The following is an 18,482-nucleotide window of genomic DNA, read 5'->3' as shown; positions in this document are numbered from 1 at the left end:
CCTTATAATTCGATTATAAAAAAGTATTATTTATTAGGCAAGCCTTAATTTTAAATAAAATAAAAACAGTTATCTTAAATTAGCAACTGCTTTTTAATCATCTGATGTCATATAAACAAATTGATCAGCTGAAATTTTCTCATTTAAAGCAGAAACCAAATCTGCCGTCAATTTATGTTTTTTCATTTCTTGTTGCACAAAATAATATTCATACTGAAAAGCTTGAATAATCAATTGTTGTTCTTGGTCGGAATCCAACTCTGACTGATTATACTTCTGATGACGATTCTCATAATAATGGCGTACCCATTGTACCTCAATGAGGTTATCTGTCGATTGGAAATCATTTAGATAATTCATCACCGCTAAATAGCCTTGATTTTCAAGCCGCTGCCATAGTTGCTTGCGATTTCCGCCACCAAACCGACTATGTTCAGGATCATACTTAAAATGATATTTATGGCTCAACTTTTTAAAACGCCAGCGCAACTGGAGCCATTTCAACCATAATTTCACGCGTAACCATGGATTATTGGACATTCTCTGCAAATGAATTAATTGATGGCGATTATATTGCGATGCAAAACGATATTTAATTTGCCCGTCTTGCGCTAATTGATCAATCTTCTCAAACTCCACTGCGCCAGTTTTTTCAAAAATCTGCCGTACAGTCTTAACATCAATCCGATCACGGTGCATTTTCTGGCTATTTAACAACGTAATAACACGTTGCAAAATAACTGCATCTTGATCATCATTCTCTCGTAACTCCTGGATAGCATAATTAACCATTCTATCTAACAAATTATTAAACTCTGCCATAGAAAATTGGTCCATTTTGCTGGGTAACAAATGGGGTAATAAAATAGTCGGTACTAACAAGCTCAATAAAATCACAATTTCCGCAATAAAAATTAAATCTACGCGCAAAGGCACTAACTGGCGATGCGTCATGACTGGCAATGAGAATGCCATCGCCAAAGTAATTGTCCCATGAACTCCGCTTAAGGCAATTACCCAGCTATTCCGTTTCTTCTCGGTCGCTGGAATTGGCAATTTGACCAAGTCCCACTGACTCCAAGCATAGCGTAATAACAACATTAATAAATAAAGAATTACTGCTAATAACAAAAGAGAAGTAAAATGCAAATTACTATATTCTGCCAAGGATAGCAAATTACGGGGCAAAGTTGTCCCCAATAAGACAAATACAAAACCGTTTAATAAATTAGTAATTATATCCCATGTAGAGGACAATATCATTTGATGTGATGAAGACGTCAATAACAAACGCTTGCGATAAATGCCCTGCACAACACCCGCAGCTACTACTGCCAAAATACCAGACATATGTAGTTCTTCTGCCATCAAATAAACTAAAAAGGGGGTCATGACATTTAAGGGAACCATTATCGAAGTTGAATCAAACAAATGACGTTGACAGATTATTTGTAGAGAAACAAATATAAATCCTAGTAAAGCTCCAACAACAACACCGCCAATAAAAACAAACAAAAAATTCCCAATACTGCTCCACAAATGAAACTTGCCAGTTGCAAAAGATAGCAAAGCTAAGTTCATTACTACTAAACCAGAAGCATCATTGAATAGGGATTCATTTTCCAGTGTATTCATAACCGGTTCAGGAACTTCGACGTTAGAAGTAATCGATGACACTGCAACAGCATCAGTTGGTGCCAAAATTGACAATAAAACAAAAGCCAAAGACAAGGGTAATGCTGCCCACAAAAAATGCACTAAAGCACCGCCGACAATGATTGTCACAAGTGCTAAAACAACAGCCAACGAAATAACATTCTTCAAATTCTTTTTAAGTACTTTATAGTCAGTATTCTTGCCTTCTTGAAACATCAATGGCGCTATAATTACTAGAAAAAAAATTTCCGATTTCAATTGAAAATGGGAAAATTGCGGAAACCACGAAATAGCAAACCCCAAGCCAATTTGGTAAAAAGCTAGTGGAATTTTGGAATACAGTGAATATAAAATATTAGCAACAACTGTTGCAATGATCATTAATAATACGGTGAAAAAAAGTGACAAATCTAACCTTCCTTATTAAGATTACGTTCGTAAAAATTTATTAGCTTTGAACAGTGCACTACAGATAATTGGTACGATGATTACTGCTGCAATTAATTCTGGTATGCCGTTAGAAGCTACGACTCCCATAATTGTTTTATTCAACAAACTAACGCTAGTACCATAAGAAGAAGCCATAGCTGAAGCATACATAATTCGCATCAAGCCTAAAACAAATACTGTATTCGTCAACGTCCCTACGACGGACGCAATCGTCATGCTTAAAACTGCTTTATGAAATTTATTTTTGAAAAATCGATAAGTAATCCCTGCAAAATAGCCTACTAAAACACGAGGCAAAACTGCGATAATGGGATTAGTAAATACTAATGTATCCAGCGGAGATGTTGGCGCGGTATAGGCTCGCAACATTGTTCCCAGTCCCCAAATTAAGCCAATTAAAGCCCCATCTGCTGGGCTCAAAACAATTGCCGCGACAATAACTGTAATATGCACAATTGTGATATTAATAATGCCTAAAGGTATAAAACCTAAAAAAGGCGTCATAGTTTGAATGATAATGATTGCAATTAAAATTGCTCGAATAGCTATTTTATAAGCTTTACCTTTGTTCACCTTATTCACCTCTCGTTTACAATGTACAAACTATTATACTAATCCACGACAACAACAACGAGTTACGTATGTAACCGCTCTTTATAAAATTACACAAAAAATCAGTATAATTGTCGCAAAATAGCTGGTTTCAAAGTTTGTTCTAATTCGCTATACATTGTCGCCACTAAATTTTCATTTAAGTCGTTGAAATTAACCGAAACAGCTTCAGATAAGCGTTCAGCCAAATTCTGCGCCATCACATCGTATTCTTCACTAATTGCCTTTTGAACAGCAGCAGAAATTTCCATTTTATCCATAATATGGTTCCCCCTTTATTACAACACAGCCACGAATATTATATACTATACAATAATAAGTCTAATGCACTTTCTTAGCATACGTCAATTAATTTTCCTAAATTATACTGGTAATCGTCATAAGATAGTTGACTTTTGGCAAAATTAATTTAAAATTAATTTCTAGTAATAAATCAAAGAAGAGGTTGCTGAACTTATTAGTAATTTAGTTGAGGTGTAGCAGCACTGCAGATACTAAACTAAAGGATTTTCAGCCGAAACAACTTTTGCTGTTACAAAAGTCTGTTGGGTTCAGATTTAAGAGATCTGAAACTGTCGTGATCAAATAACATCACGGAGTGCTATCTACGATTGTCAATCAGTGGCCTCTTTGCTTATTAGCAAAGGGGCTTTAATCGTCTGTAGGTTTCTTCTAAAACTAGGAGGATTTTTCATGCAACAACAAGACACTGACCATCAGGTTCAGCGCAATCTCAAGACACGCCATGTGTCGATGATTGCCCTAGGTGGTTGTATTGGTACCGGCTTATTCATGACTTCAGGATCAACAATTTCACAAGCAGGCCCAGGAGGCGGATTGATCGCTTATGCGGCTATGGGAATCATGGTTTACTTTTTAATGACCAGCTTAGGTGAACTAGCAACTAATTTGCCAGTTTCCGGTTCTTTTGCAACTTATAATGCACGCTATGTTGATCCAGCTTTGGGTTTTGCAATGGGCTGGAATTATTGGTTTAATTGGGCCATTACGGTGGCAGTGGACATTTCAACTGCCGCACTATTAATCAAATATTGGTTGCCACACACTCCCGGCTGGATTTGGAGCTTATTGGTTTTAGTCGTCATCTTCTTAATCAATGCTTTAACAGTTTCGACTTTCGGTGAAACTGAATATTGGCTATCATTAATCAAAGTAATTACAGTAATTATATTCTTAGTTATTGGTTTTGCGATGATTTTTGGCATTATGACTCAACCAGCAATTGGTTTGAAGAATTTCACCTACAAAAAAGCACCTTTTGTCGGCGGTTTTCCAGCTATTTTGAGTGTCTTTTTGATTGCTGGTTTTTCATTCCAAGGAACAGAATTAATTGGTGTAACAGCAGGCGAATCAGAAGATCCTTCTAGGGCAGTCCCTAAGGCAATTAAAGATGTTTTCTGGCGCATTTTATTATTCTATATTTTATCTATTTTCGTTATTGCAGCTTTAATTCCTTATACTAGTCCTAATCTACTCAGTGCTGCTAACGGTAACATTGCTGTTTCACCATTCACTCTCGTTTTCAAACGTGCAGGCTTAGCTTTTGCGGCTGGTTTAATGAATGCCGTGGTGCTAACTTCCGTCTTATCATCAGCTAATTCTGGTGCTTATGCTTCCACTAGAATGCTTTATGCCTTAGCTAAAGACAATTACGCACCTAAATTTTTTGCTAAAACTACTAAACAAGGCATTCCGTTAGCTGCTTTAATTGCCACAACGGTCGTTTCATTAATAACTTTTGCTACTAGCATTTTTGGCGATAAAATTTATATGTGGCTAGTAGCTGCTTCAGGTTTAACCGGTTTTATTGCTTGGATTGGTATTGCCTTGAGTCACTACCGTTTCCGCAAAGCTTTCGTACTTCAAGGACATGACTTGAGCGAACTAAAATATCATGCTAAATTATTTCCGCTTGGACCAATCATCGCTTTAATTTTATGTATTGTGGTTATTGGAGGACAAAATATCGAAGCTTTTGTCAAATGGGATTGGCAACAAATTGGTGTTACCTATATTAGTGTTCCATTAGTATTAATTTTATATTTTGCTTATAAATGGAAAAATCACACCAAGATTATCCCTTTAAAAGACATTGATGTTTCCAGCGATCGCTAAAAAAATCCTACCTTAGGTAGGATTTTTTATTTAGTCTGGTTGAATTATAGTACCCGCTCGACCAGCAATAATTTGTGTAACATCAGCTAAAGAACCAATTACCGCTTCTTTGCCACTATGCTGTACAAAATCTAGTGCCGCTTGCACTTTTGGCAACATACTGCCAGCAGCAAATTCTTTTTGAGCAATATATTTTTGCAATTCCTTGACTTTAACTTGGGTCAATGCTTGCTGGTCAGCAGTGCCATAATGACGAAACACATTGCTAACCGAAGTTAAAATTAGTAAGCGATCTGCATCAACCAATTCCGCCACTTTGGCAGCACTGAAATCTTTATCAATGACTGCTTCTTGACCGATCAGCTGATCGCCTTTGACAACCACGGGGATACCTCCGCCACCTGACACAATCGGGATCATACCTGCATCGACCACCTGCTTGATAGCTGCTGCTTCTTGAATGCGCTGCGGTTTAGGTGAAGCCACTACCCGTCGATATCCACGCCCAGCATCTTCTACTAAGGTCCAATTAGGATATTTATTTTGAATATCTGTTAATTGTTCTTTTGTATAAAACGGTCCAATTGGCTTAGACAAATGTTCAAAAGCCGGATCATCACTTGCCACAATTGTTTGCGTAACAATTGTCAAAACTGACTTTGTAATCGCGTTATTAGCTAATTGTTCCTGCAGCGCATTTTGTAGCCAATAACCGATGCTTCCCTGCGTCATGGCACCCACAGTATCAAGTGGCATTGCTGGATTTTGCGCACTATTAGAATTTAATTGCTGCAACAATAAATTGCCTACTTGAGGACCATTTCCATGTGTCACAACCAATTCGTCACCATTTTTCACAAAATTAATTAAAGCTTGTGCTGTTTTTTGTACGGCTTGCCGTTGTGCTTTCGCAGTCGGGTCTTTAGTCAAAATAGCATTGCCACCCAAAGCAACCACTATACGTTGTTTTGTCATTTGCTCCCTCCAACTAATTGATTTTGATGACGCCTTTAATTAACAATCCAATCGTAATCAGTGCCAAAAAGACAACTAGCGTCATCACTAATTTTTCTATTTTCGTAATTTTATGCCCATATTCTTTGCAGGCTAATGCATAAAAACAAAAGCCTGGCAAATAGGCAATGCTGGTCAATAAGACTTGCTGCCAACCTGCTAAAACCATTGCTAATAACTGGAAGCCAGCAGCAATTATACCAATAATGAATTGCCACCAATCACGTTGCTGATAAGAATATTTCATTTGGTACACGCCAACTAGCAAATAACATAATAAAATAGCAGCAGTAGCTAGCGTGTAAGCAAAGTTATAAGCATACTTGGTTGCCAGCAAAGTGAATAAGAATAAAGTTTGCATGCCACCAGTAATTATTAGTGAAATAGTAGGCGACTTTTTAGCATTTAATTTACCCCAATAAGATGGCAAAGTCTGTTCTTTCGCCATTAAGACTGTGGTTTCTACGGGCAATAAAGTCCATGAAAGCCAAGCCCCCAACGTCGAAATGATGAGTCCAACATTAAGCATAATTCGTCCCCAAGAACCGACGACAGTTTGCAAAATATTCGCCATAGCCGGTTGACTCATATGTGCCAACTGAGATTGTGTTAGCACGCCGTAAGGTAGCATAGAAGCAAACACGTAGATCAAGATCAATGTTGCCAAACCCATAATTGTTGCTTTTTGTGCATCACTAGGTTTCTTAGCACGGTTTGCCAAAACATTGGCGCCTTCAATACCAATGAAGACCCACATAATAATCATGACACTTTGCTTCATTTGCTCAAAAACACTCACCGTTTTGCCGCCATGGAGCAAGTTATTAGCCATATTCCCCCAAAAATCAGCAGTAAACACGCCCATTTTAAAACTCAAGCCCATAATAATTACAAATACCAACAAGGGAATTAGTTTACAGACTGTGACAATCATATTTACAAAGCTAGCGCTTTCCACACCTTGATTGACTAACCATGCTAGCAACCAAACTAAAATAATTGCCACTATAATAGAAGGTAAATTTTGTCCACCTTTGAATAACGGAATAAATGAACCTACCGCACTCATTAGCATCGTTGCAAAAGCGATGTTGCCAAGCCAAGCTGATAGCCAGTAGCCCCAGCCACTAATAAATCCGCTCAATGGTCCTAATGCAGCTTTGGCGTAGCCAACAATCCCTGAAGTTAATTCGGGTCTTTTTTTAGCTAAATTATTTAAAGACAGCACTAGCGCATAAATCCCAATTCCACAAAACAGCCAAGCTAATAATGCTGGACCAGTTGCTGCTGCCTGTGCTAAATCACTCGTAATACCAAATATTCCAGTACCGATTGAAGAACTAACAATTAAAGCTGTTAGTCCCCATTTGCTAATTCCTTTCTTAGAAGCCATATCATTCTCCTGTGTCCTTTAAAGCCTACTTTTTGAAAGTAGTCAGCTCAGGAATAAATAAATCACCTAAAGTTGCTGCCATAATCGCTTTAATACCGTGTTTGCGATTTTCACCCTCTTCAAAAACGCGTGAATACTGGCTCCGGAACACTTCATCAGTAACTTCCATTTCAGTAATTCCATATTCTTTGGCAATTTTTTGCCCATATTCGGTGCTTGCATCATGAAAAGCTGGCAGACAGTGCATAAAAATCAACTGATCGTCTGGCATTTGTGTCTTTTTCATTAGATCCATGTTTACTTGATACGGATGAAGTAATTTGATGCGCTCTTGCCAATCGTTTTCACCCATCGAAACCCAAACATCAGTGTAAATTGCGTTAGAACCACGAACTCCTTTATCTATATCATCAGTAATCATAATTTTTGCGCCACTTTCAGCAGCATATTTTTGCGCTAAATCAACTTTTTTAGAATCTGGCAACAATGATTTTGGCGCTACAATATGAACATTAACGCCTAGCATGGAGCCACCCACTAACAAGGAATTAGCAACATTGTTATGTCCATCACCCACAAAAGTAAGTGTCAAACCCTTCAAATAGCCAAAGTTTTCTTTCAAAGTCATCAAATCCGGAATCGTCTGAGTGGGATGCCATTCATCAGTTAAGCCATTCCAAACAGGTACTCCAGAATACTTAGCTAAATCATCGACCGTTTGTTGTTTAAAACCACGAAATTCAATACCATCAAACATACTACCCAAGATTTTAGCAGTGTCTTCCACAGATTCTTTGACGCCCAAATGAATATCATCCTTACCTAAATAATCCGGATAAGCACCCATTTCGACTGCTGCGGTGACAAAAGAAGAACGTGTTCTCGTCGAAGCTTTTTCAAAAATCAGCGCAATACTCTTGCCTTCCAAATAACGATGTGGAATATTATGCCGTTTTAAATATTTTAAATGTAGACCAAAATCCACTAAATATTGCATTTCTGCTGGCGACATTGAAGTTTCTGCCAAAATACTCCGTCCTTGCAAAAGACTCATTTGTTGACCATTAAATCGTAAATCCATAATTCATTTCCCCCTCATATTTTAAAGATCATCACGTACAATCGGCATCGACATACAACGCGGACCACCTCGACCACGCGATAATTCACTTGAACGTACTTCATGCACGATAATCCCGTGTTGACGCAACAATTCATTAGAGACATAATTGCGATCATAAGTGACTACTTCACCAGGCGCGATCGCTAACGTATTAGAACCATCGTTCCACTGCTCACGAGGAGCTACAACTGCATCACCACCGCCAGTAGGCAATAAATCAATGCTTGATTGGTGTAAAACTTCTTTTAAAACGTTTTTCAAATCATTTCTATAGCTAATATTAATAGTTCCATTAACTCCAGGTGTCAAAATATAAATATCCAATTGCGCATTATCATTCAAAATTGCTGGATGCACTGTGAATTGATCATAATTAATCATGGTAAAAACAGTATCCAAATGCATCATAGCGTGATTATGCGGAATACTGATTGCCAAAACTGTGTCATAGGCACTATTCTTAAATAAATTGCCTGCAATGTCCTCAATAGCACTAGCGGTTGTCCGTTGTGATAAACCAATTGCTAACACATGATCACTCAAAACTAATTCGTCGCCACCCTCAATATGGCTTTGATGGTTGCGATCACGCCAAACTGGTACATTTTGCCCTTTAAAGCGAGGATTATATTGAATAATATATTGCATAAATAGCGATTCGCGTTGTCGCGCAGCAAAAGTCATATGGTTGATAGACAAACCATCACCGATAGCGGCTGCCGGATCACGCGTAAAGTATGAATTGGGCATTGGATTAATCAAGAAAGGATTCGCACGATCTTCTGCCAAATCACGCAACGTCAATTTTTCCATATTCAATTCTTTTTTGCGCACACCAGCGATTAATTTATCCACCATCGCTTGTTCTGATAAATTTAGTAAGTAATCATATAGCTGCTCATACACAATTCCTTTATTAAAACCGGATTCTTGCAACATTTGCCGTAAAAATGCTGCTTTTATTTGCGGATCCGTCAAAGCTTGCGCAGCTAACTCGTTCATATAAAGTACTTTTGTACCATGATCACGCAATACTTGTGCAAAATCATCATGCTCAGCTTGAGCAATGGGCAAATATGGAATATCATCAAATAATAATTGCTCCATAGTGTCCGGCGTAATATTTTCAATTTCTGCCTGGGGCCGTTTCAAAATCACTGTTTTTAACGGTCCAATTTCGGATGTTACATGGATTGCAGGTTCTGTCATTTCTAATCACTCCCCAAATGTTAGCTTTCAATGAATTACAGCTAAATATTAGCATGCACTAAAAGTGTGTCAACTGCACAATTAATGCATTCTTGCGTATATTAAAAGTTTATAATTGTAGGCATGAGTAATCGCTTTCAAAAGAAGTGGCTGTTTCGACTTGTGTAATAATGCACTAAATAATTTTTTTCTAACAAATCAAAGTCAGCTCATCCTTTATAGGATATGTCTCCTCGGTCCGTCGACAACAAACAACTGCTTTTTTTAGTGACAAAACTTACAATAATCTGGATTTGACATTACTTAATCAGAAAGGTTAGTTATCTATGACATTAAAGGATACTGTATACAATTTTATTGCCCAACAACTTGTACTGGGCAAAATTCAGCGTAGCGAACACTTGACTGAGCAGTCTTTAGCCGAACAATTAGGCACCAGTCGCACCCCTATTCGCGAAGCACTGTTGCAATTAGAGGCTGATGGTGTTCTAGTTCGACAAGCTCACAAAGGTTTTAAGATTAGATATTACACCCAAAAAGATAGCCAAGAATTATATACTTTAATCGGTTTATTAGACGGTAAAATAGCCGCTTTGGCTAGTCCGTATTTGACAAAAAAAGATTATGCCACCATGAATTTTCTTGTTGATAGCATGGATTCCGCGATTAGCAACGAATTGTTCATTAAATATAATGAGCTGCAAGAACAGTTTCACAACGTTTATTTAGCTAAATGCCCCAACGATTTATTGAAACGCGATTTATTGAACAAAAAGCGTAGTTTTATTGGTAAGAATTATGCACGCCTGCAACCTAAAGTTATCACCGATTTATTGCAAGCAACAAACCAAGAACATGCCAGCATTTTAAAGTTATTCCAAGCTCACAAAATAGCAGATTTGCGCCACTTTATTGAACAAACACATTGGAGTCCGCAAAATTCACAGTATGACATTTGGTAATTGCATACAAAATACTAATTTATTAAAAAAAACACACAACTTCTATTCACTCACTAGCCTTTCACAATAGTATAAAATATGTTTTAATAGATATATTAAGGGGGAGTTCAATGCAAACAATCGAAAAAACAGATAGCACTCAACTATCTAAATTCACATCATTAGTTTATTTATACAGTGGCTTAGGAATCGCTTTTTGGCTGCTTTGTGCTGCTGCTTTGACTAAATATTTTATGGTTCATGAAGCTCTAATGCTTTCTTTGCTGCAGACAGCCAATCACCATCCGTTTCTTTCGGGGGTCGCAATTATCGCCGTTAGTCTGGTGTTCATCATGTTGTGTAGAGCGTTTGTGGATCGATCTTACTTTTTGACTTTCGTATTTTATTTGGGCTTTATAGCCACTTTTTCAGTGCTGGGCGTACCTATTTTTGTATTATATTCAGCCTCAGCTATTGTTAAATCGGTCGCTTTAACCGCTGTTATTTTCGTAGCTTTAGCAGCTTACGGCTATTTTACAAAAACCAATTTAATGACTTGGCAAAAAACACTATTTTGGGGATTAATTGCAATCCTTGCTGCTTCTTTAGTAAATGTATTCTTGTTGCATAACTCATTTATGGGTATGGTTGTTAATATTTTGACAATTATTGTTTTCATGGGCTATATTGCTTTTGATTCACAAAACTTGAAGTACCTTTATGCGGAAAATAAAGACAGCAATTTGGGAGCTCTGGCACTATATGCTTCAGTAGATTTGATTCTAGATTTCATCAATATTCTGTTGAGCATTTTGTCATTAGGTAATGATAATAATTAAACCCGAGAGCTAAATTATTGCGACTATTCCAACAACTGGGGTAGTCTTTTTTTATTGTAACAGTATTTTTAGGAGGAATCATTTTGCATTTGACCAAGAATCGTTTATCAATTTTAGTAGGTATTATTGCTTTAACCACTGTCACGCGCTTAGACTCAGTCATGGCGCCTTCCATTGTGAAAATTCAGCAAGCTTTCCCCCACGCTGATCCGACACAAGTGGAATCTATTGCTTCAATTGGTGACGTTGCTTCAATGATCGCTTCATTTATATTTGGTTTTATTTTGACTAAAATCACCTATAAAAAAGCTGCAGTCATTGGCTTAACCTTATTAGCAGCTGGTGGTTTATTACCGATTTTCATTCACCAAAGTGTCGGACAATTGATCTTTTTTGCTCTGATCGTTGGTTTTGGTAGTGGTGCTATTACCACTGTTTTGCCCAGTTTATCGGCTGCTTCCTACCAAGGTGAGCGTCGCTCTAATCAATTCGGTTTCAATGTCGCTTTAGAAGATGGTTTTGCGATGGTCTGGATTGTGCTAGGAGGCTTTTTAGCCAATATCAGTTGGGTGCATAATTACTATGTTTATGGGATCACAATTGTTGCTTTAATTTTAGCGTGGCTCTTTGTACCGGACACGCATCCTACAGATACTAATAGTCAACAAACTTCCCACACATCACGTAATCACTGGACATTAATCATCAGCTTAATTGTGATTTCTATGCTTGTGGAAATCTTAGTTGCTGTAATGTCCAACAAAATGGCTATTTACTTACATCAATACCAAATTGGCGGTCCCAGCACTTCTGGACAAGCGTTACTTTTTGTTCGCGCTGCTTCCATTGTCGCCGGAATTTTGATTAGTCTATACCGAAAGACTTTTGGCAACTATTTATTGGCAGCTGGTTTTGGAGCAATCGTGGTAGGTGCTTCTCTATTTATTTTCTTCCATGCTTTCTGGTCGAGTGCCTTGGGAGCATTTCTCATCGGAACAGGTGGTTCTGTGACACTAATTACTGTGCCCTTTTTATTATCCAATCTGGCTTCTGCCAAGGTATACCCTATTGTCATGGGGACATTTTCCGCACTAACAAGTTTAGGCTTTGCCTTTTCGGCATGGTTCTTTAAATTTACCGCACCATTATTCAATCAAGATACTTTAATTGGTACTTTTGAAGCGATGATTGCTTTAAGCGCGGTGATTGCTATCTTCCTAGTAGTTACTAATTTACAAAAACGCGCTAGTCGCTTGGAGACGGAGGCTTAAATTATGATTAATTCATTTCCTCAAGTTGTCACTATTGCCGGTTCAGATTGCGACGGCAGTGCGGGAGCGCAAGCAGATTTAAAAACCTTTCAAGAACAACAAGTTTACGGTATGTCGATTTTAACCGCTGCTGTGGCTGGCAATTCTTATGGTATTTTTGACAGTGTAACGATGACGCCTGAATTCATCACAGCACAATTTAAAACGTTGGCAGATGATTTTTCCATCCAAGCATTCAAAACAGGTATGTTAAGCGACCAAGCTACGATTGAATGCGTAGCAACCAATATTCGAAAATATCAGTGGTCAAATTTTGTTTTGGATCCTGTAATTATCACCAAGCATCAAGCTTTATTATTGGAAGAAGCTGCTTACCAAAGTTTAATCAAAGAATTAGTACCCTTGGCCACTTTAATTACGCCTAACTTTTATGAAGCGCAAAAATTAACAGGATTACACTTGGCTGACAAAGCAGAAATTCAGCTGGCGGCCCAAAAATTACAACAATTAGGTGCCAAAAATGTTTTAATTAAGGGGAAACATGATGATAATCGCCAAGAAATCGTAGAAGATTATGTTTTGCTGGCTGATGGCCAAGAAATGTGGTTGGCGGGCAACTTTGTGGCAACCGATCACACTAATGGCACGGGTGATACTTTGTCTGCTTGCATTACCGCACAGCTAGCTCTGGGTCACAACATGCGTACTAGTATCCAAATAGCCAAGCTCTATACACAGCAAGCGATTCAACATCAAATTGCGGTGGGACATCAATTTGGTCCTATCAATCATGGGGAGGCTCCAAAATGAAAATTGGTTTTATCGGTACAGGCGTGATGGGCAACGCTATCGCACAACATCTATTGCATAACAAACAAGAATTATGGGTTTATAATCGCACGCAAAAAAAGACGGATAATTTAGTGGAGCAAGGTGCTACTTGGTGTCCTAATCCGCAAGAAATTGTGGAGCACAGTGAGTTAATCTTCACCATGTTAGGCTTTCCCCAAGACGTCGAACAAGTTTACTTTGGTGAAAGTGGTATTTTTCAAGCTAATGTGCAAGACAAAATCCTAGTCGATCTCACTACTTCCAAACCTGATTTGGCGCAAAAGATCTTTAATTACGGTCAAGAAAAAGGTGCGCAAGTCTTGGATGCACCTGTGTCAGGTGGTGATATTGGCGCCCAAAAAGGCACATTAACCATTATGATTGGTGGTTCGGAGAAGACTTTTGAAAAAGTACTGCCTATTTTTAACATGTTTAGTCAGTCAGCTCATCTCTTTGGCGCAGCTGGTGCAGGACAAAACACGAAAATGGCTAACCAAATTATGATCGCGGGTACCATGACTGGTTTATGTGAAATGCTCGTTTACGCACGCGCCGCTGGCTTAAATCTGCCGGATGTTTTGCAGACTGTAGGTGCTGGTAGTGCTGCCAACTGGAGTCTAGCAAATTACGGTCCGCGCATTCTAAAAGAAGACTATTCGCCGGGCTTTTTCAGCAAGCATTTCTTAAAAGATTTGCGGATTGCTTTAGATACTGCCCAACAAATGCAACTCAATCTGCCAGCTACTAAACAAGCCGAACAATTATATGAGCAACTAGTTAACGATAAGCAAGACGGTGATCTGGGAACACAAGCCTTAATTAAATTGTGGTGGTCTTAAGATCTAAAGTGCTCCTCGAATGGAGCACTTTTTTTGTGCTTTGCAAAATAACAATTTAATGCTAAGTTTATATGGTACTTATATTCTGTGTTTTAACTGGGGGAATGTTTACATTTAGATTAAGATTATTCAAATATTAACAAATATTTATATATAAAGGGGTTAATTTAGTGGGGAAAAACGATGCCGAAATCAAGAAGCTCAAAGGCAAGCGCGAACGTTTAACTAGCGCCCAAACCAAAGTCAACAAGGCGCAACAATCGGTGACTGATGTGCAAACATCTTTTGGCAAACTCACCAAATATTGGCAAAAAAACAATTGGCAAGGGCAAAAATGCAACAAATTCCAAGAAAAGTACAGCAAAACCGGTACCAAAATTACTGATTACGGCACTAAAACAACCACCAATAATCAAGCTATCACCACCCAATTGAACAATTTAAACAACCAAATCACCCAATTGGAGGCGACCAACCAATGAGCAGCATCAAGATCGTCACCGATGACTTTAACGATAACGTCAGCACTGCCAAGAGTGCAGTCGGTGATTTAGCGAGTACCAAATTGACCGCCACTGATATCCGTGGTACCGATTTGAAACCTTTCACTGAAATCGTCAGTTTAGCCAAACAGATTAGTTCAGCAGTAGGCAAATACCAGAAATTAGCCAATAATGACACTGAGCAATTTACTAAAGTAAGCAAAGATTTCACTAAAGCGGATATCCAAGCCGGTAAGAATTTCAGCAAGTAATGGGGGAAATAATGAAAATCAATATGGCACAACTCGTCGCCAATCACGACGAACTCAAAGCGCAAGCCAAAACGCTAGAAGCTAGCCTCAAAGATGTGGGCGGCAAAATGATGGCGGTGCCCCAAACAGCGGGCTTTCAAGGTACTGCTCAAAAAAGTATTTTAGATTATACCAAGCGTGTGCACCAAAAAGGCACTGCTGATTTACAGAAAAGCACTGCCGAACTCGTAACGCAATACGGCAAGTTATTAGAATCATTTTCTCAAAACGTCGACAATAGTCCGACCGCAATCATCAATAGTGACGTTTTGCAGGATTTACAACGCGATTTACAGAAAGTGCAGCGCCAATTAAGTGAAGCGCGCCAACAAATGAACCGGGCGCTGGCGGATGCCGCCGATGAAGGTGCCAATGTCAGCAAATTAGACGACGATGCCGAGCGCCAGCTCCAAGAAGAAAGCCAGTTTATTACTAAATTATTGAATGATCTAGCCAACTTCAATAATCAAAAAGTCAGCAAAAAGCTGGAAGATGTTTCTGAGCGGTTGGTGAGCGTGGAAGCCGATGTGAAAGCCGGCAGTGATTCTAAGTTAGACGGTAAAAAGCGCTTTGAAGTAGAAGATGCCGAATTAAAATATGCGGACGAATGTAAAGCTTATTTAAAAAAGCAGGGAATTAACATTTCTGACGATTTAGCTTTAGATTTGGCAATTTCCTATGTAAACAGCAAGGAAGACAAAAAAGTCATCAAAAATATTAATGACTTTGCAATCCTAGCGTTGAAGAGTTGGGGTATTCTTAAAAAAGCCAAGAATGGTAAATTTATTGGTCGCTCTACCCGTGGTTTAGTCAGCGAAAGTACTATTAAAAATCTGCTTATGAAAGATGGCAAATTTAGTAAAAAAGCAGCTTTAAAAAATTCTAAAAACATCATTTTTTATAGTTTAGAACGCAAGTTTAATATTAAAACTTACTCCCACAGTCAAGTCCATAATGATTTATCGAATAATAAGCAATTCAGATGGGCTGGAAAGCTTGCTAAAGCTGGCAAATACGCTGGCTATTTGGGCACAGCCATTGACTGGAATACTGATTTTCAAAAATTAAAAGGAAAGGGACATGGTGGTAGTGGCGGCAATACTGGTAAAGCAGCCGCCATTGCTACCGAGCACACAGCTGTTAAAACAGTCGCTAGTTCTGCAGGTGCAGATGTGGGCTCCGAAGCAGGTGCTTTAGTGTTAGGTGCAGTGGGAACAGCGTTAGGTGGACCTATAGGCGGAGGTATCGGAGCAGCCGTAGGCTCAGTAGTTGGTGGATACTTTGGAGGAAAAGAAGGAGATTCATTGGGCTCAGCCATCAACAAAAAAACAGATAAATTTTTTGGAGTGTAATATGTCAGTTCTTACAAGAGTTTGGTTTGGCGATGGTAAAGATGCACGGTTGATGTATGATTTTGCCACTAAACGTTTTATGACCTACAAATTACCCAAAAGCATTAGTAAATGGGCAATGGCAATTATGGCTATAGGGGCTGCTACTGCAGCATCGCCATATGCTTTTAGTCAACTTATCAGATCATCTAGTGAATATAGTGACAAAATCCAACCACTGAAATATCGACCTGACTTGTGGAAAATATTGTTAATTTATTTAGTAATTATCATTATTTGTACACTAATCTGCCAATTTATAATTGAGCTACAAGTAGAGCGCGCTGGCGCCATTGAAGCTGATGTAGCTGATATGGAACAAGTTCAAAAATATGTTCACGCTGCCATAAAGGGGCAAAGAGATCCTCTTACAGTATCATTTACTTTTAAATCTAAAGTTGGAACTACTGAGTTTTTGAAAGAATATGTACGTAAAATGTTTTTGGTATGGTTAGGGATTTTATTAATGTTAGCGTATGGATTCCACTTATTAATCAACGAAAATAGCATCAATGGATTAATCACCACTAGTCTAATGTTCATAATTTTAGCTGTTTTCATATTATATGCCATTCTGATTTTTTTAGAACGCTTCATCGTTGAAAAAACATACAACATCGATATTAATTCGGAGGATTGAATGTCCGTATTGACAAGAGTTTGGTTTGGCGACGGTAAAGATGCGCGGTTGATGTATGACTTTGCTACCAAACGTTTTATTACCTACAGATTACCCAAAAGTATTAGTAAATGGGCAATGGTAATTATGGCTATAGGAGCTGCTACTGCAGCATCGCCATATGCTTTTAGTCAACTTATCAGATCATCCAGTGAATATAGTGACAAAATCCAACCAATGAAATATCGACCTGACTTGTGGAAAATATTGTTAATATATTTGGCGATTATATTTATCATCACTATATTTTTTCAATTTTTTATTGAAAAGCAAGTGGAAAGAGCTGGTATCATTGACGCTAATGTAACTGATATGGAAAAAATTCAAAAATATGTTCACGCTGCTGTAAATATACAAAGAAATTCTGTTAGATCGGTAATTACAATTAATGCTAAAAATGGAACATCTGAATTCAAAAAAGAATATAGTCGAAAAATGAGCTTGGTTGGTATCGGATGTGGAATAATGATGATTATTTGTTTTTGCTTATTAATAAATACGACAAAAATGGTAGACATGATTACCTCTAGCTTAATTTTTGTTGTTGTAATGGCATTGCTTATATATTCAGTATTAGTAATATCAGAACGTCGCATCATCGAAAAAAAATACAACATCGATATTAATTCGGAGGATTGAATGTCCGTATTGACAAGAGTTTGGTTTGGCGATGGTAAAGATGCGCGGTTGATGTATGACTTTGCCAGTAAACGTTTTATGACTTATAAGTTACCTGAAAGTATCAGCAAGCTGGCAGCCGTCATTATAGTTATCGGTTCTGTAGTTGCAGCTTCACCCTACGCATACAGTCAATTCATAAGGTCATCAAGTGAGTATAGTACGCGTATTCAGCCATTGAAATACCGTCATGATTTTTTTAAAATACTATTATTTTATCTAGTTATTACAATAGTTTGTGCTTTGTTATGTCAATTTTTTATCGAAAAACAGGTAGAACGCGCAGGCGTTATTGATACAGATGTAACTGATATGAAACAAGTGCAACAGTACATTCAGTCTGCTGTAAACGAACAAAGAAGCTCTATAAAATTAGTAGTCACAATGAAGTCTAAAAAGGGAACAGCTGCATTCACAAAAGAGTACAAAAAGAAGATGATAATGGCTTGGATAGGCGCTGGCGTTATGATGTCTTGTTGTTTTATTTTATTAATTAACGAAAAAAGCCTGAGTAGTTTACTGACTTTTAGCATAATGTTTATCTTTGTAATTGCTCTACTTTTATATTTATTAATAATGGTCTTAGAACGCCACATCGTTAAAAAGAAATACAACATCAAATATTAA

Annotated in this window: 19 protein-coding genes and 1 riboswitch; of the genes, 12 read left to right on the top strand and 7 right to left on the bottom strand. The window is 38.0% G+C overall.

Annotated elements, in window-relative coordinates:
- Nucleotides 1–93 precede the first annotated feature (93 nt).
- The 3 genes from MOO47_RS04270 to MOO47_RS04260 all read right to left on the bottom strand — a co-directional run bounded on the left by MOO47_RS04270 (nucleotide 94) and on the right by MOO47_RS04260 (nucleotide 2,978).
- Nucleotides 94–2,064, bottom strand: coding sequence for a cation:proton antiporter (locus MOO47_RS04270; protein WP_249512231.1), 1,971 nt, complete (start codon nucleotides 2,062–2,064; stop codon nucleotides 94–96).
- Between the two features lie 21 nt (nucleotides 2,065–2,085).
- Nucleotides 2,086–2,679 carry an ECF transporter S component gene (locus MOO47_RS04265; protein ID WP_249512230.1) on the bottom strand — a complete coding sequence of 198 codons (594 nt, stop codon included), beginning with the start codon at nucleotides 2,677–2,679 and terminating at the stop codon, nucleotides 2,086–2,088.
- 101 nt (nucleotides 2,680–2,780) lie between these two features.
- Nucleotides 2,781–2,978 carry a hypothetical protein gene (locus MOO47_RS04260; RefSeq protein ID WP_249512229.1) on the bottom strand — a complete coding sequence of 66 codons (198 nt, stop codon included), beginning with the start codon at nucleotides 2,976–2,978 and terminating at the stop codon, nucleotides 2,781–2,783.
- Between the two features lie 171 nt (nucleotides 2,979–3,149).
- Nucleotides 3,150–3,330, top strand: a riboswitch (Lysine riboswitch).
- An 81-nt stretch (nucleotides 3,331–3,411) separates the two neighbouring features.
- Here MOO47_RS04260 and MOO47_RS04255 point away from each other — a divergent pair.
- The gene (locus MOO47_RS04255; protein WP_249512228.1) at nucleotides 3,412–4,854 is read left to right on the top strand and encodes an amino acid permease; all 1,443 of its coding nucleotides are present in this window, start codon (nucleotides 3,412–3,414) and stop codon (nucleotides 4,852–4,854) included.
- Between the two features lie 30 nt (nucleotides 4,855–4,884).
- On the opposite strand, the gene arcC is transcribed toward MOO47_RS04255, so the two are convergent.
- The 4 genes from arcC to arcA are packed head-to-tail and all read right to left on the bottom strand — an operon-like array spanning nucleotide 4,885 to nucleotide 9,593.
- The gene (gene arcC, locus MOO47_RS04250; RefSeq protein ID WP_249512227.1) at nucleotides 4,885–5,829 is read right to left on the bottom strand and encodes a carbamate kinase; all 945 of its coding nucleotides are present in this window, start codon (nucleotides 5,827–5,829) and stop codon (nucleotides 4,885–4,887) included.
- Nucleotides 5,830–5,842: 13 nt separating this feature from the next.
- Entirely contained in the window at nucleotides 5,843–7,261 is a 1,419-nt protein-coding gene (locus MOO47_RS04245; protein ID WP_249512226.1) for a basic amino acid/polyamine antiporter, read from the bottom strand.
- A gap of 25 nt (nucleotides 7,262–7,286) precedes the next feature.
- Complete coding sequence (gene argF / locus MOO47_RS04240) at nucleotides 7,287–8,342, bottom strand: ornithine carbamoyltransferase (protein ID WP_249512225.1); 1,056 nt, start codon at nucleotides 8,340–8,342, stop codon at nucleotides 7,287–7,289.
- Between the two features lie 21 nt (nucleotides 8,343–8,363).
- Nucleotides 8,364–9,593, bottom strand: coding sequence for an arginine deiminase (gene arcA / locus MOO47_RS04235; RefSeq protein ID WP_249512224.1), 1,230 nt, complete (start codon nucleotides 9,591–9,593; stop codon nucleotides 8,364–8,366).
- Between the two features lie 326 nt (nucleotides 9,594–9,919).
- Between arcA and MOO47_RS04230 the strand changes: the two genes are divergently transcribed.
- From MOO47_RS04230 to MOO47_RS04180, 11 genes are all read left to right on the top strand, one after another.
- On the top strand, nucleotides 9,920–10,555 hold the full coding sequence (locus MOO47_RS04230) for a GntR family transcriptional regulator (protein WP_249512223.1): 636 nt from the start codon (nucleotides 9,920–9,922) through the stop codon (nucleotides 10,553–10,555).
- Nucleotides 10,556–10,665: 110 nt separating this feature from the next.
- Nucleotides 10,666–11,373 carry a Bax inhibitor-1/YccA family protein gene (locus tag MOO47_RS04225; RefSeq protein ID WP_249512222.1) on the top strand — a complete coding sequence of 236 codons (708 nt, stop codon included), beginning with the start codon at nucleotides 10,666–10,668 and terminating at the stop codon, nucleotides 11,371–11,373.
- An 83-nt stretch (nucleotides 11,374–11,456) separates the two neighbouring features.
- Entirely contained in the window at nucleotides 11,457–12,644 is a 1,188-nt protein-coding gene (locus MOO47_RS04220) for an MFS transporter (RefSeq protein WP_249512221.1), read from the top strand.
- A 3-nt stretch (nucleotides 12,645–12,647) separates the two neighbouring features.
- Nucleotides 12,648–13,454, top strand: coding sequence for a bifunctional hydroxymethylpyrimidine kinase/phosphomethylpyrimidine kinase (gene thiD, locus MOO47_RS04215; RefSeq protein ID WP_249512220.1), 807 nt, complete (start codon nucleotides 12,648–12,650; stop codon nucleotides 13,452–13,454).
- Nucleotides 13,451–14,314 (top strand): NAD(P)-dependent oxidoreductase, encoded by an 864-nt coding sequence (locus tag MOO47_RS04210; protein ID WP_249512219.1) that lies wholly within the window; start codon nucleotides 13,451–13,453, stop codon nucleotides 14,312–14,314. The genes thiD and MOO47_RS04210 overlap by 4 nt, the downstream gene beginning before the upstream one ends.
- A 170-nt stretch (nucleotides 14,315–14,484) precedes the next feature.
- The gene (locus MOO47_RS04205) at nucleotides 14,485–14,796 is read left to right on the top strand and encodes a DUF5082 family protein (protein WP_249512218.1); all 312 of its coding nucleotides are present in this window, start codon (nucleotides 14,485–14,487) and stop codon (nucleotides 14,794–14,796) included.
- Complete coding sequence (locus tag MOO47_RS04200) at nucleotides 14,793–15,068, top strand: hypothetical protein (protein ID WP_249512217.1); 276 nt, start codon at nucleotides 14,793–14,795, stop codon at nucleotides 15,066–15,068. Before MOO47_RS04205 ends, MOO47_RS04200 begins: the two co-directional genes overlap by 4 nt.
- A gap of 11 nt (nucleotides 15,069–15,079) precedes the next feature.
- The gene (locus tag MOO47_RS04195; protein WP_249512216.1) at nucleotides 15,080–16,459 is read left to right on the top strand and encodes a T7SS effector LXG polymorphic toxin; all 1,380 of its coding nucleotides are present in this window, start codon (nucleotides 15,080–15,082) and stop codon (nucleotides 16,457–16,459) included.
- Nucleotide 16,460: 1 nt separating this feature from the next.
- Entirely contained in the window at nucleotides 16,461–17,138 is a 678-nt protein-coding gene (locus tag MOO47_RS04190; RefSeq protein WP_249512215.1) for a hypothetical protein, read from the top strand.
- The gene (locus MOO47_RS04185) at nucleotides 17,139–17,816 is read left to right on the top strand and encodes a hypothetical protein (RefSeq protein WP_249512214.1); all 678 of its coding nucleotides are present in this window, start codon (nucleotides 17,139–17,141) and stop codon (nucleotides 17,814–17,816) included. It abuts the gene before it with no gap.
- Nucleotides 17,817–18,482 (top strand): hypothetical protein, encoded by a 666-nt coding sequence (locus MOO47_RS04180; RefSeq protein WP_249512213.1) that lies wholly within the window; start codon nucleotides 17,817–17,819, stop codon nucleotides 18,480–18,482.

The organism is Bombilactobacillus thymidiniphilus, assembly GCF_023380245.1.
GTDB lineage: Bacteria > Bacillota > Bacilli > Lactobacillales > Lactobacillaceae > Bombilactobacillus > Bombilactobacillus thymidiniphilus.
This window is presented reverse-complemented; position numbering and strand designations above follow the sequence as displayed.